This window comes from Glaciihabitans sp. dw_435, from assembly GCF_018449675.1.
In the GTDB taxonomy this organism is placed as follows: Bacteria; Actinomycetota; Actinomycetes; order Actinomycetales; family Microbacteriaceae; genus Glaciihabitans.
This window is the reverse complement of the sequence record NZ_JAAVUZ010000003.1, coordinates 110,612-124,268: the sequence shown is the minus strand read 5'-3', so window position 1 is coordinate 124,268 and position 13,657 is coordinate 110,612. Positions and strand designations below refer to the sequence as shown.

The 13,657-nt window shown below is 65.5% G+C and carries 12 protein-coding genes and 4 tRNA genes; 6 read left to right on the top strand and 10 right to left on the bottom strand.

What is annotated here, in order from left to right:
• Positions 1-40: 40 nt before the first annotated feature.
• The 5 genes from HB677_RS05490 to HB677_RS05470 form a co-directional block, all read right to left on the bottom strand.
• On the bottom strand, positions 41-604 hold the full coding sequence (locus HB677_RS05490) for an HIT domain-containing protein (protein ID WP_213814676.1): 564 nt from the start codon (positions 602-604) through the stop codon (positions 41-43).
• A 2-nt stretch (positions 605-606) separates the two neighbouring features.
• A complete protein-coding gene (gene thrS, locus HB677_RS05485; protein WP_213814675.1) occupies positions 607-2,610 on the bottom strand; it encodes a threonine--tRNA ligase in 2,004 nt (667 codons plus the stop codon).
• A 132-nt stretch (positions 2,611-2,742) separates the two neighbouring features.
• Positions 2,743-2,814 (bottom strand) — tRNA-Val (locus tag HB677_RS05480).
• Between the two features lie 23 nt (positions 2,815-2,837).
• A tRNA-Cys gene (locus HB677_RS05475) sits at positions 2,838-2,908 on the bottom strand.
• 49 nt (positions 2,909-2,957) lie between these two features.
• A tRNA-Gly gene (locus HB677_RS05470) sits at positions 2,958-3,029 on the bottom strand.
• A gap of 137 nt (positions 3,030-3,166) precedes the next feature.
• Here HB677_RS05470 and HB677_RS05465 point away from each other — a divergent pair.
• Positions 3,167-3,239: transfer RNA gene (locus tag HB677_RS05465), tRNA-Val, on the top strand.
• Positions 3,240-3,292: 53 nt separating this feature from the next.
• Here HB677_RS05465 and fdhA read toward each other — a convergent pair.
• The 3 genes from fdhA to HB677_RS05450 form a co-directional block, all read right to left on the bottom strand.
• A complete protein-coding gene (fdhA, locus tag HB677_RS05460; RefSeq protein WP_213814674.1) occupies positions 3,293-4,513 on the bottom strand; it encodes a formaldehyde dehydrogenase, glutathione-independent in 1,221 nt (406 codons plus the stop codon).
• 126 nt (positions 4,514-4,639) lie between these two features.
• Positions 4,640-5,692, bottom strand: coding sequence for a hypothetical protein (locus HB677_RS05455; protein WP_213814673.1), 1,053 nt, complete (start codon positions 5,690-5,692; stop codon positions 4,640-4,642).
• A 151-nt stretch (positions 5,693-5,843) separates the two neighbouring features.
• Positions 5,844-7,109 (bottom strand): ammonium transporter, encoded by a 1,266-nt coding sequence (locus tag HB677_RS05450; RefSeq protein WP_213814672.1) that lies wholly within the window; start codon positions 7,107-7,109, stop codon positions 5,844-5,846.
• A 231-nt stretch (positions 7,110-7,340) separates the two neighbouring features.
• Between HB677_RS05450 and HB677_RS05445 the strand changes: the two genes are divergently transcribed.
• A complete protein-coding gene (locus tag HB677_RS05445) occupies positions 7,341-8,483 on the top strand; it encodes a Na+/H+ antiporter NhaA (protein WP_213814671.1) in 1,143 nt (380 codons plus the stop codon).
• Between the two features lie 6 nt (positions 8,484-8,489).
• Here HB677_RS05445 and zapE read toward each other — a convergent pair whose 3' ends face one another.
• Positions 8,490-9,515: a cell division protein ZapE gene (gene zapE / locus HB677_RS05440; RefSeq protein ID WP_213814670.1), complete on the bottom strand. Its 1,026-nt coding sequence runs from the start codon at positions 9,513-9,515 to the stop codon at positions 8,490-8,492.
• 178 nt (positions 9,516-9,693) lie between these two features.
• Here zapE and HB677_RS05435 point away from each other — a divergent pair, with 178 nt between their 5' ends.
• The 3 genes from HB677_RS05435 to HB677_RS05425 are packed head-to-tail and all read left to right on the top strand — an operon-like array spanning position 9,694 to position 11,782.
• Positions 9,694-10,596 carry a sulfurtransferase gene (locus HB677_RS05435; protein WP_213814669.1) on the top strand — a complete coding sequence of 301 codons (903 nt, stop codon included), beginning with the start codon at positions 9,694-9,696 and terminating at the stop codon, positions 10,594-10,596.
• A gap of 29 nt (positions 10,597-10,625) precedes the next feature.
• Positions 10,626-11,063 carry a SufE family protein gene (locus HB677_RS05430; protein WP_213814668.1) on the top strand — a complete coding sequence of 146 codons (438 nt, stop codon included), beginning with the start codon at positions 10,626-10,628 and terminating at the stop codon, positions 11,061-11,063.
• The gene (locus tag HB677_RS05425) at positions 11,060-11,782 is read left to right on the top strand and encodes a dihydrofolate reductase family protein (protein ID WP_213814667.1); all 723 of its coding nucleotides are present in this window, start codon (positions 11,060-11,062) and stop codon (positions 11,780-11,782) included. Before HB677_RS05430 ends, HB677_RS05425 begins: the two co-directional genes overlap by 4 nt.
• Here the strand turns inward: HB677_RS05425 and HB677_RS05420 are convergent.
• A complete protein-coding gene (locus HB677_RS05420; RefSeq protein ID WP_213814666.1) occupies positions 11,712-12,941 on the bottom strand; it encodes a S9 family peptidase in 1,230 nt (409 codons plus the stop codon). The two genes, HB677_RS05425 and HB677_RS05420, sit on opposite strands and share 71 nt — an antisense overlap.
• Positions 12,942-13,023: 82 nt before the next feature.
• Between HB677_RS05420 and HB677_RS05415 the strand changes: the two genes are divergently transcribed.
• Complete coding sequence (locus tag HB677_RS05415; RefSeq protein ID WP_213814665.1) at positions 13,024-13,614, top strand: DUF3000 domain-containing protein; 591 nt, start codon at positions 13,024-13,026, stop codon at positions 13,612-13,614.
• Positions 13,615-13,657 lie beyond the last annotated feature (43 nt).

Below are 13,657 nucleotides of genomic sequence, written 5' to 3'. Positions count from 1 at the left end.
GGAAAATTTCTGGGGTGCGGGCGGATGACCCGCGCTGTCGCTATTTCGACCAGGCCGCGGCGACCTCGGCCCGAACCTCGCCGAGCAGGCGGGGAATCGCCTTGGTGCCGGCGATGATCGGGAAGAAGTTCGAGTCCTGGGCCCAGCGCGGCACGACGTGCTGGTGCAGGTGTTCCGCGATACCCGCACCGGCAATCCGGCCCTGGTTCATCCCGATGTTGAACCCGTGCGCTCCCGACGTTGCGGTGAGCACGCGCATTGCTTCCTGGGTGAGGCTGGCGATCTCGGCGACCTCCTCCGGCGTTGCGAGGTCGTAGGTCGACACGTGGCGGTACGGGCAGACAAGCAGGTGGCCGCTGTTGTACGGGAACAGGTTCAGCAACACGTAGGCGTGTGTTCCGCGGGCCACGATCAGCGCGGTCTCATCGTCCAGCGTGGGCGCGATGCAGAACGGGCAGACGTCCTCCCCCGGCGGCTGTCCGTTCTCGATGTAGACGTACCGGTGCGGCGTCCACAGGCGCTGGAAGGCATCGGGCACCGCGGCAAAGTCCGACGAGGATTCGACCTCGTAGACCTTGCCGTCGATATCGCGCTTCTCTTCCACGACTAGACCTGGGCCTTCGTGGCGATCGCTTCCAGAATGCGTTCGATCGCGACATCCACGGGGATGCCGTTCTCCTGGTGCCCGTCACGGAAACGGAAGGACACCGCTCCCGCGGCGCGGTCCTCTTCACCCGCGATGAGTTGGAAGGGGATCTTCTGCAGCGTGGCGTTGCGGATCTTCTTCGGCATGCGGTCGCTGGACAGGTCGATCTCGGCGCGGACGCCCTGCGTCTTGAGGCGGCCAACGATCTCGCCCAGGTAGTCGGCGTATTCCTCGGCGACGGGGATACCCATGACCTGTACGGGCGCGAGCCATACCGGGAACGCTCCCGCGTAGTGCTCAAGCAGGATCGCGAAGAACCGCTCGATCGAGCCGAGCAGCGCACGGTGAATCATGACGGGCTGCTGGCGCGTGCCGTCCTGGGCCGTGTACTCCAGCTCGAAACGCTCGGGCTGATTGAAGTCGAGCTGCACCGTCGAGAGCTGCCAGGTGCGTCCGATCGCATCGCGCGCCTGCACGGAGATCTTCGGACCATAGAAGGCAGCTCCGCCCGGGTCTGCGACAAGCTCGAGTCCGGATTCTTCTGCGACCTGACGCAGCGTCTCCGTGGCATCCGCCCACGTCTGATCGTCACCGACGTACTTCTCGGGGTCCTTGGTGGACAACTCGAGGTAGAAGTCGGTCAGACCGTATCCGCGAAGGGTCTCGAGAACGAACTCGAGCTGGCTCGCCACCTCGGCCTTGACCTGCTCCGGCGTGACATACACGTGGGCGTCGTCCTGGGTCAGACCGCGCACGCGGGTGAGTCCGGAGAGCTGACCGCTCTTCTCGTAGCGGTAGACGGTTCCGAACTCCGCGAGGCGCAGCGGAAGCTCACGGTAGCTGCGGCCGCGCGCCTTGAAGATGAGGTTGTGGAACGGGCAGTTCATGGGCTTCAGGTAGTAGTCCTGGCCCTGGCGCGTGATGTGGCCCTCGTCGTCGACTTCCTCATCGAGGTGCATCGCGGGGAACATGCCGTCCTTGTACCACTGGAGGTGACCGCTGGTCTCGAACAGCGTGCCCTTGGTGATGTGCGGCGAGTAGACGAGCTCGTACCCGTTCTTGAGGAGACGCTCCTGCATGTACCGCTCGATCTCCGCGCGCACGATTCCGCCCTTGGGGTGGAACACGGCGAGGCCGGAACCGATCTCATCCGGGAACGAGAAGAGGTCGAGGTCGTTGCCGAGCTTGCGGTGATCGCGCTTGGCGGCCTCCTCCAGACGGGTCTGGTGGGCACGCAGCTCGTCCTTGGTGGGCCAGGCGGTGCCGTAGATGCGCTGAAGCTGCTTGTTCTTCTCCGAGCCACGCCAGTAGGCGGCTGCCGAACGCGTCAGAGCGAAGCCGTTGCCGATCATGCGGGTGCTGGGCAGGTGGGGTCCACGGCAGAGGTCCTTCCAGATGACCTCGCCCGTCTTGGGATCAACGTTGTCGTAGATCGTCAGCTCGGCACCGCCGACCTCGACCGACTCGTTGTCGGAACCCAGCTCGAGGTTTTCCTCGTGGCTGGAGCCGACGCCGGGTGTCGTGTCGCTTTCTCCACCCTTGAGGCCGATGAGCTCGAGCTTGTAGGGCTCGCCAGCGAGTTCGGCGCGCGCCTCGTCGTCGCCGACGACGCGGCGGGTGAAACGCTGACCCTGCTTGATGATGCGCTCCATGGCCTTGTCGATGGCCTTGAGGTCTTCAGGGGTGAAGGGAGTCTCGACGTCGAAGTCATAGTAGAAGCCGTCGGTGATGGGCGGACCAATTCCGAGCTTCGCGTCGGGGTTGATCGACTGCACCGCCTGCGCCATCACGTGGGCGGCCGAGTGACGAAGAATGTTGAGGCCGTCGGGCGACGTGATGTCGACGCCCTCGACCGTGTCGGTATCAGCGACGGTGGCCGCCAGATCCTTCAGCTCTCCATTGACGCGCATGGCGACGATGCTTCGTTCTGTGAACAGGTCGAATCCGGTTTTCGGGGCACTCATTCCCCCAACTTTAGTGCCGCGGCGGCGGCGGCGTTGTGCCCTGCCTGAATGAGCGCTGAACACGTCCGGTTGGGTGTCCCCGGCGCGGGGCAAACAAAAAGGCCCCGGATTTCTCCGGGGCCTTTTCTCGTGTGAGCGATACTGGGATCGAACCAGCGACCTCTTCCGTGTCAGGGAAGCGCGCTACCGCTGCGCCAATCGCTCAAGCATTTTTTCTTATTATTCCGAGGTGGCGACGGGATTTGAACCCGTGTGGACGGCTTTGCAGGCCGCTGCCTCGCCTCTCGGCCACGCCACCATGGTGGTTGCCCACTGTGGTGAATCTTGCTTCGTATAACTTTCCTTCGAGCGGATGACGAGATTCGAACTCGCGACCCTCACCTTGGCAAGGTGATGCGCTACCACTGCGCCACATCCGCACTGCAAGCATTTCTGCGTGCTTGGAAACTGTAGCCCACGTGTGCCCACATAACCAATTCGACGCGCAAAACCATGCAACCCGGGCGTGTTCGACGGCACCGTATGCACGCAAACGTATGGCAGGATTGTCTTGTTGGGGCGATTGGCGCAGTTGGTAGCGCGCTTCGTTCACACCGAAGAGGTCATCGGTTCAAGTCCGGTATCGCCCACACGAAAAAGCCCCCGGGATCATCCCGGGGGCTTTTGTCGTTCGCGGCCTGTGCTACTTGCCGTCGAGGTATCCGTTGGGGTTCAGCACGTACTTGGTCGCTGCTCCCGCATCGAACTCGGCGTACCCGCGCGGGGCGTCCTCGAGCGAGATCGCCTTCGCGTTGACGTTGTTGGCGATGTGCACCTTGTCGTGAAGGATCGCCATCATCAGCCCACGGTTGTACTTCATCACGGGGCACTGACCGGTCGTGAAGGACAGCGACTTCGCCCATCCGGTGCCGAGACTGAGGCTCAGCGAGCCCTTCTGCGCCGCGGCGTCGATTCCACCCGGGTCACCGGTGACATACAGTCCCGGGATGCCGAGGGCTCCCCCGGCTGCCGTGATGTCCATCAGCGAGTTGAGCACCGTCGCGGGGGCCTCGTGGCCGGAGTCCGAGCCGTGGCCCTTTGCCTCGAATCCCACCGCATCGACAGCACAGTCAACCTCCGGCACTCCGAGGATTTGTTCGATCTGCTCGGCCGGGTCTCCCTTGCTGAGGTCGATCGTCTCCGCGCCAAAGCTGCGTGCCTGGGCCAGACGGTCGGCGTTCATGTCACCGACGATCACGGCAGCGGCGCCGAGGAGCATCGCGCCGGTCGCGGCGGCAAGGCCGACGGGCCCGGCACCGGCGACATAGACAGTTGAGCCGACGCCGACACCCGCCGTGACGGCACCGTGGAAGCCGGTCGGGAAGATGTCCGACAGCATCGCCAGGTCGAGAATCTTCTCAAGCGCCTGATCGCGATCCGGGAACTTCAGCAGGTTCCAGTCGGCGTAGGGAACGAGCACGTACTCGGCCTGGCCACCAACCCAGCCACCCATGTCGACATACCCGTAAGCGCTACCCGGGCGGTCCGGGTTGACGTTGAGGCACACGCCGGTCTTGCGCTCCTTGCAGTTACGACAGCGACCGCACGAGATATTGAACGGGACCGAGACGATGTCACCGACCTTGATGAACTCGACTCCGGGACCCACCTCGACGACTTCGCCGGTGATCTCGTGCCCGAGCACAAGGTCGGAGGGGGCAGTCGTCCTGCCCCGCACCATGTGTTGGTCAGAGCCGCAGATATTGGTGGCAACGGTGCGGAGAATGGCTCCGTGGGGCACCTTGCGACCCACGTTGGCCGGGTTGACGCCCGGACCGTCTTTCAATTCGAAGGTCGGATAGTCGATGTCAATGACCTCGACGACTCCTGGGCCTTTGTAGGCAACTGCTCTGTTTCCTGACACGTTGATCCTCCTCGATCACGTGGGCCCCCCGGCCTTACGGAAGGCCCGATTTCTTTCCAGCCTATGTCGGCAGCGCCCTGCGGCACACGGGTGGATTCCGGCGCCGAGGTGTGAGAGGGCAGAGCCTTACGGGCGGTGGAGACGATGGCGCCGGCGAAGGAACACCAGCACGAACTGCGACAGCACCGCCGAGACGAGAATCGACCATCCGCTCACCACGACGACGGTGGCAACCTGCGCGGACAGCACCCCCACCTGCCCGGTGAAGATGAACCCGGGTCCCGTTGCGAAGAAGCCCGCCAGCACGAGACCGATCGCGGCGGGAAGAAAATGCGTGCTGAACAGGAACCACGAGCGACGCAGCGGCGAACGAAGACGCGCCACCGTCAGGAGGCATCCGAACGCCCCCGCTGCCACGCCCGTGACTATCGCCCACGTTGGCTCCAGGAACCCCGCCGTCGGAGTCACGGCCACCAGCCCACAGACGAGCCCGCTCACCGCTCCCTGCAGGGACGTGGTGTGGGTGCGAATCCGCTGGATGACAAGCCAGGCGACAGTGGATGCCACGGGCGCAAGCACACTGTTCAGCACGATCTTGCCCGTGACCTCGTCAAACGCGAGCTCGAGCCCGACCAGCCCGCAGGTCCAGCCTGCCCACAGCAGAAGACCGAGGACCACCATTGCCCACGTCACGGGGCGCACGCGACGTTGCTCGGGCCTGTCCCCCTTGCGGGCCATGATGATCCACGCCGTGGCCGAGCTGCCCACGGCGATGTGCACGGGAATGGCGCCGCCGAGGTCCAGGGCGCGGTCACCCGGAGCCACGCCCACGACGGCCGGGTACAACACCACGAGGGCCACGGGCACGAACACGAGAATCGTCCAGGCCAGGCACCAGCCAACGGCGGCGCGAACGCTCCCGGTGCGGTCGCGCACGGGGAGGGTGCAGAGCACACCGGCCAACGCTGCCAGCGCCGCAGTCGGGAGCCAGAGGGCCGTGAGGCCCACCCCGGGAATGAAGCCCGTGGCGAGCAGCCACACGCCGGCGGAGACTGCCGCGACGGAGACGGTGAGTTCGACCGAGGCGCGGGAGCCCGGACGGCCGATGTATTCGCGGTACAGAAGTGCGAGGGCGGGGATGATCACCACGATCGCGAGAGACGACAGCACAGCCATCATGACGAAAGAGTCATCCCCCAGTCGGTATGCGACACGTGTCGTTACTAATTCATTCGATCACAGAATAAGGGGCGCCGTCCGATGGACGACGCCCCTTATCCGCAGAGCTGCTGTGTTTGTACTATGTCGTGCTTAGTTCACGTTTCCCGAACTAGCGGGCGTCGACGAGGACGTAGCCCTCTTCGCCGTGAACCGCGGAGTCGACACCGGCGACCTCGTCCTCGTTCTTGATGCGGAAGCCCATCGTCTTCTGGATGACGAAGGCGATGATGTACGCGAGAACGAAGGAGTAGACCATGACGGACAACGCTGCGATGGCCTGCACCAGGAGCTGCGTGAACTCACCGCTGTAGACGAGGCCGGTGTTGTTCGCGAAGAAGCCGAGGAACAGGGTTCCGATGACACCACCGATGAGGTGGATACCAACGACATCGAGCGAGTCATCGAAGCCAAGCTTGAACTTGAGGTCGATGGCAACGGCACAGACGGCTCCGGCGAGGAGGCCGAGGACGATGGCGTAGCCGGGGGTCAGCGAGCCACAGGCGGGGGTGATGGCAACGAGGCCGGCAACTGCACCTGACGCGGCGCCGACCGAGGTCGGCTTGCCGTCCTTGATCTTCTCAACGATGAGCCAGGCGAGCAGTGCTGCTGCCGGAGCGGCGATCGTGTTGATGAAGGCGAGGGAGGCGGTGCCGTCGGCGGCGAGCTCGGAACCAGCGTTGAAGCCGAACCAGCCGAACCAGAGGAGACCGGCGCCGAGCAGAACGAACGGCGGGTTGTGAGGAACCGTGAGGCCCTTGGCGAATCCGACGCGCTTTCCGAGGACGAGAGCCAGGGCGAGACCGGCCGCACCGGCGTTGATGTGAACGGCGGTTCCACCGGCGAAGTCGATCGTGCCGACGCCAAAGACGTCCTGCAGGCCGTGGGTGAGCCATCCGCCGTAGGCGAAGGATCCGTCATCAGCGAGGCCGAAGTTGAAGACCCAGCTCGCGACGGGGAAGTACACGACGGTCGCCCAGATGCCGGCGAAGACCATCCACGCACCGAACTTCGCGCGGTCGGCGATAGCACCGGACACGAGAGCGACGGTGATGATCGCGAACGTGGCCTGGAAGGCTGCGAAGGCGAGCGGCGGGTAGGACGCGTCCTCCGGAACGGCGACCAGGCTGTTCAGGCCGAGCTCGTTCCAGTCGATCGTCCACGGGGCGATGGTTCCGGTGGCCGCCGGGAACGCGATGGCGTATCCGTACAGAACCCACAGAACGCCAATGAGTCCCAATGCGCCAAAGCTCATCATCATCATGCTGATAACGCTCTTGGCCTTGACGAGTCCTCCGTAGAAGAACGCAAGGCCGGGAGTCATCAGCAGGACGAGAGCCGCGGCGAGAAGGAGGAAGGCTGTATTGCCCTGGTCCATGTGTAGTACCTCTCATACGTTTGCAAGGGATGCACCGCGAGGTCCACATACGTTGGGAGCAGGCGAATCGTCGGGTACGACAGCCAGTCTGGGAGACTGACGTTTCAGTACGTAGGTCAGCGTGTTTCACGGATGTTACGCAAATGGGCCGAATGTAAACATCATGTTTCGGGATGCCACTGAACCGCTGCACGATCGACGTGAATCGTCACCCCTAGGCTGGGGCACACGATGAGTATCTTCCGGTCCGAGCGATTTGCCGCGATTCTGCTCGTCGCCGCTGCCGCCGCGGGACTGGTTCTCGCCAACACCGCCGTCGGACCGGACCTGCTCGGCTTCGTCGACCTTCACCTCGGCATCCCCGGCCTGGGGTTCGACCTGACGCTCCGCCACTGGGTGACCGACGGCTTGCTCGCCGTCTTCTTCTTCATCGCGGCCATCGAGCTCAAGCACGAGCTGACCCACGGCGAACTCAACTCGGTGGGAAAGGCGCTGGTGCCCGCCATGGCCGCGGTCGGGGGCGTCGTTGCTCCTGCCCTCGTCTACCTCGTCGTCACCCGCGATCCCGCGCTCTCAATGGGGTGGCCGATTCCCACGGCGACGGATATCGCTTTCGCCCTCGGTGTGCTCGCCATCGTCGGCCGCGGACTCCCGTCCCGAGTACGGGCGCTGCTGCTCGCGCTGGCCGTCATCGACGACCTGATCGCCATCGTCATCATCGCCTTCTTCTTCACCGACGGGCTGAAGCCCCTCCCGCTGGTGGGTGCCGTCGTCGTGATCGCCGCCTTCGCCGTGCTGAGCCGCCGCGCCACCATCGGCCCATGGGTCATCACCGGTCTCGTCGCGCTCGGTGTTCTCGCCTGGGCCCTCGTCTACCTGTCCGGGGTGCATTCCACCATCGCGGGGGTCAGCCTCGGACTCGTCATGGCCGCGCGGCCGGCCGGACGCGCGCGGCACGGCCTCGAACCGTTCTCGAATGGCATCATCCTTCCCGTCTTCGCCTTCGTCGCGGCGCTGGTGCCCCTCCCGTCGGTTGGAATCACCAACCTCAGCCCGGCGTTCTGGGCCATCGTCATAGCCCTGCCCGTCGGCAAGCTCATCGGGATCACCGGAGGCGCGGCCCTCGCCGCACGATTCACCCGGGGCACACCGGCACTCCCCCTCGCGGACCTCGTCGCGATCGCCGGCCTCGGCGGCATCGGATTCACCGTGTCACTGCTGATGAATGAACTGGCCTGGGGCGAAAACGTGACGCTCGCGAACGAGGGAACCCTCGCCGTCATCACCGGGTCACTCATCGCGGCCGTCGTCGGCGCCGCGCTCATCGGCGCCCGCGCCCGGCACTACCGTCGAAGGGTTCCGGTCACCGACTGAGGCGGGTCAGAGCCCCACGCCCGAGGTCAGCGCGACGAGCCGCGATACCGCCCGCAGGTACTTCTTGCGGTAGCCGCCCGCCAGCATGTCATCGGGGAAGATCTGGTCGAGGGCGGTTCCTGTCGCGACCACTCGCACCTGCGCGTCATACAGGCGGTCGACGAACGCGACGAACCGCAGCGCGTCGGTCTGGCTGCTGAACGGTGCGACGTCGGTGAGCACGACGGCGTCGACGTCTTCGACGAGGCGCACATAACGGGACGGATGCACCGTGGCGAGGTGCTCGAGCACGGCGGCGAACTCGTCCCGGGTGACAGTTCCCTTGAGCCCCGCGATCACGCCGTCCAGCGACTCTGCGTCGGTGACGATCGCGTGGCCCTCGGAATCGCGCCGGCGGAAGTCGAGGCCGTCGATACGCAGTGTGTCGAACTGGGCGGAGAGGGCGTCGATTTCGCGGAGGAAGTCCTGCGCGGCAAACCGTCCCTCGCCCAGCGCGTTCGGAGGGGTATTCGACGTGGCGGCGATCCGGGTACCCGTGGCGGCCAGCTCGGTGAGCAGCCGGGACATGATGCGAGTGTCGCCCGGGTCATCCAGTTCAAACTCATCGATGCACAGCAGCGACGCGCCCTTCATCAACTGGGCCGTTGCCGCGTATCCGATTGCGCCCACCAGCGCCGTGTACTCGATGAAGGTGCCGAAGTACTTGCGACCGGGGGCAGCGTGCCAGAGCGCTGCCAGCAGGTGGGTCTTGCCCACGCCGAAACCGCCGTCGAGGTAGATTCCCGGCAGCACCGCGGGTGCCTTCTTGCGGGAAAAGATGCTGGCGCGCGGGGCCGTCCAGTTGGCAACGAAGTGCCGGATCGCTGCGACCGCGGCCCCCTGCGAGGGATAGTCGCGGTCGGGACGGTAGGTGTCCAGACTCGCGGTCTCGAACTGGCGGGGAGGAACGAGATGCGCGACGATCTGCTCGCCCGACAGCGTCGGGTTCCGGTCGACGAGAGACGCGACAGCGGGGGTCGATTCAGTGGTCATCAGCGAGCCTGTCGATTGTGTCGAACTCTTACGGGTGACCGGCAGGGCACGGCTCAGTCTCGTAGATTTCAATGAACGGATCTGGCATAAAGCCTAGACCGATGGACTTGTCCCTAGAGCCGCAGCAATTTTCGTGCGGCGCGCGATACTCCCGATCCACGACAACGAAAGCACTCCCATGACTGTTGAGAACGATCCCTCCCCGCGTTTCGCCGGCTACGCCCACCCCGAGCGGTTGGTGTCGACCGAGTGGCTGCAGGCGCACCTTGGCACCGATGGACTAGTAGTTGTGGAATCGGACGAGGACGTCCTCCTCTACGAAACGGGCCACATCCCCGGCGCCGTGAAGATCGACTGGCACACCGACCTCAATGACCCGGTGGAGCGCGACTACATCAACGGTGAGCAGTTCGCCGCTCTCGTCGGCTCCAAGGGCATCACACGGGACACGACCGTCGTCATCTACGGCGACAAGAGCAACTGGTGGGCCTCCTACGCTCTGTGGGTCTTCACCCTCTTCGGGCACACTGACGTGCGCCTGCTCGACGGAGGCAGGGCGAAGTGGGAAGCGGAGGGCCGCGAGTACACGACCGACCGCGAGAGTGCACCCACCGTCGAGTACCCGGTCGTCGAGCGCAACGACGCTCCGATCCGTGCGTACCAGTCGGACGTGCTCGACCACTTCGGCAGCCCGCTGATCGACGTGCGATCCCCCGAGGAATTCAGTGGTGAGCGCACCACAGCCGCCGCGTATCCCGAGGAGGGCGCGCTGCGCGCCGGACACATCCCGAGCGCGAAGAACGTGCCGTGGGCGGAGGCGGCTGCCGACGACGGAACCTTCCGCCCCCTCGATGAACTCAACGCCGTGTACCGCGACGGCGCTGGCCTGACCGACGGTGATAGCGTGATTGCCTACTGCCGTATCGGCGAGCGTTCCAGCCACACGTGGTTTGTGCTGACGCATCTTCTCGGCTTTGAAGGAGTACGAAACTATGACGGTTCTTGGACCGAATGGGGCAGCGCTGTGCGTGTCCCGATCGTCAAGGGCTCGGAGCCGGGCGCCGTTCCTTCGCGCCGCTGACACCGGCCGCGCCGGGGAGGGGTTCGGCAATGTCTGAACCCCTCCCCGCCGCGCTGCAGCAGATCAAGGACGACTTCCGCGACCTCGAGGTGCGCGACAGGCTGCAGCTGCTCCTCGAGTTCTCGCAGGAACTGCCGGAACTTCCCGAACGCTACAGCGAGCACCCCGATCTGTTTGAACAGGTCGTTGAGTGCCAGTCCCCCGTCTTCATCTTTGTCGAGGTGGATGACTCGGACATCGTGCACCTCTACGCGACGGCTCCCCGCGAAGCCCCAACCACCCGTGGCTTTGCCTCGATCCTCGCCCAGGGTCTCGCCGGCCTCACGGTCGCCGAGGTACTGGCCGTCCCGGACGACTACCCGTCGGACCTGGGACTGACCGAGGCCGTCAGCCCGCTGCGTATCCGCGGAATGACGGCTCTGCTCGGTCGGGCAAAGCGGCAGATCCGAGAGAAAACGGCGGCGTGATCCTCACCAGGATCTTCCCGACGGGCGACGACCCAATCGACCTGGACGCGGACGAATCACAGTCCGCCCTGGTCGAGCTGTACCGAATCCCCCGGCCCGACTGGGTACGGCTGAACCTCATCGGGAGCGTCTCGGGCAGCGCCGGCGGAACCGACGGCACGAGCGAGACCCTCAGCAGTCCGATCGACCGGCGCATCCTCAAGATCATTCGCGACCACGGGGATGTTGTGCTCGTCGGCGCCGCGAGCGTGCGGGTCGAGGGCTACTACCTTCCCCGCACCGCCGCCCTCGCCGTCGTCACATCGTCCGGTGATCTGTCCGGACACCGGATCGTGACGACCGGCCAGCGCGGCGCGCTGCTCGTGCTGTGTCCGGGATCCGCGGCCGACACCGTGCGCCGCACCCTGGGCGACGCGGTCGCGGAAGTGTTCATCGTTCCCGACGTCGACGGCCGACTCGCCCCCGCCGACATCCTCAGCACCCTGCAGGGCGCCGGATACCGGTCAGTCGTGGCCGAGGGCGGCCCCAGCCTCGCCGGTCAGCTGATCGACGCGGGACTCGTCAACGAACTGTGCCTGTCGACAAGCCCGAACCTCGGCGGCACGGCCATCCCCCTCTTTGGAACGCAAGAGATGACGGAGAAGGCGCTTACTCTGTCGCAGCTGCTGGCCGACGACGCGAGCGGCCTGTACGCGCGCTGGACTGTGGCAAACGCCTGAGCCAGCCCTCCACGGCGGCGGTCCACCGCTCGGGGTCGTAGTTCCACAGCTTGATGTGCCGGGCGACGGTGAACTCGTGATATTCGACGACATCCGGACGCGCCTCGGCCAGCGCGCGCGACGCCGTGGCCGGAATGAACCCGTCATCGACGCTGTGCATGAGCAACACCGGAACCGTCAGTTCGCCCGACCGCGCAACGAGGTTAAGCCGCACCAGGTCGATGGGCTCCTGGAGCCCGGTGACGGCCCGACCCCAGGTACTGCTGATGATCGCCAGCGACAGTCGCTGCAACGGCTCGATGAGCTTCATGCTCGTGCCCTGGTAACGCAAGGCCGTGATCCAGTCGATCACCGGCGAATCGAGAACGAGTCCGCGAATCACGCCGGCATTTTCCGAGCGGATGGCTGTCTGCAGAACTGTCGCGCCACCCATCGAGTAGCCCAGCAGAACCACGTCGGTTGCGCCCTGGGCAATCGCGTAGCTGAGCGCGGCATCCACGTCCTGCCATTCGGTGTCCCCGAGCCCGTAGCGCCCGTCATCGCTCGACGGCGCGTCGCCGTCGTTACGGTACGAGACGAGAAGGATCGAGTAGCCCGCGCGTCGGAACACGTCGACCGCACGCAGGGTCTCGGCCCGCCGCACGCCCCGGCCGTGCACGCCGATCACCCAGCGCCCGGTGTCCTCGTCGGCCGGGATGAGCCACGCGGGGGCCGGTCCGACGGGAGTAGGAACGAGCACATTGCTGTACGGCACATCGAGTTCGCGGGGGCTGAGATAGAACCAGCCTCCGAAGCGACCCCGCCGCGCGACATCCAGTCGCCCAAAATCGACGGAGAGAAGCTCGCGCGTGACGGACACCGGTGTCGATGACAGGATCTCGCCCAGCTTGGCGTGACCGGAACTCGCGGTGAACCAGAAGCCATACCGCCCGGGCAGCCGGGTGTCGGCCGTGGACGAGAGCGTGATCGTGTCCTCGGTGACCGCGAGCACCCGCACGTCATCGGTGTGCCTGCCGGAGGGAACGACAATCAGCCTGGCGACGGCCACGGAGGTGACGGCGGCCGCCGCCGTGCCGAAGGCCACGAGGGCGCCCACCCCGATGGCGGAGGTACCGATGACACGACGCGCGGAGAAATGCCGGGGATGGCGGGGGTTCATCGTATGCACTCCAGATCACAGGGCTCCACATCAAACGGCGAGCCTCACGCCCCAAAATAGCAACAAAGCCTAATCTTCACTCGTGCCCGAGACACCAGCAGGACCACCGGCCGCCTTCGTGGCCGCCGTCGAAGCGGTCCGCCGCGCCGCGACACGTCCGGAGCTGACCGTCACCGAGATCAGCGCGCCCGAGAACCTCGCCCCCTACGCCCTCGCTCTGGCAGCGGATGTCACGCCCGCACGTCATGGCAACGACTCCCTGTTGGGAACGGGCCGGTTCATCCTGCTCCACGACCCGTCCGCGCCGGACGCCTGGGGCGGAACCTTCCGCATCGTCTGCTTCGCACAGGCACCGCTCGAGCCGGAGATCGGCATCGACCCGTTCCTCGCGGAGGTGACCTGGTCGTGGTTGGTGGACGCCCTCGATGCCCGCGGTGCCAAGTACACCTCCGCCAGCGGCACGGCGACGAAGATTCTCTCCACGGGATTCGGTGAGCTCGCCTCCCAGGGAGACGGCGCGCAGATCGAATTACGGGCCTCCTGGACCCCCACCGACGCCGAAGCCACCGCGCATGTGGAAGGCTGGACTGAATTGTTGTGCATGCTGGCCGGGTTACCTCCGGCCATTGAAGGAGTGAGCCTGTTGTCAGCGCACCGAGCCGGACGTGAATAGCCCCGACGTAGTACCACCGCCCGCGCCCGAACAGGCACCCCAT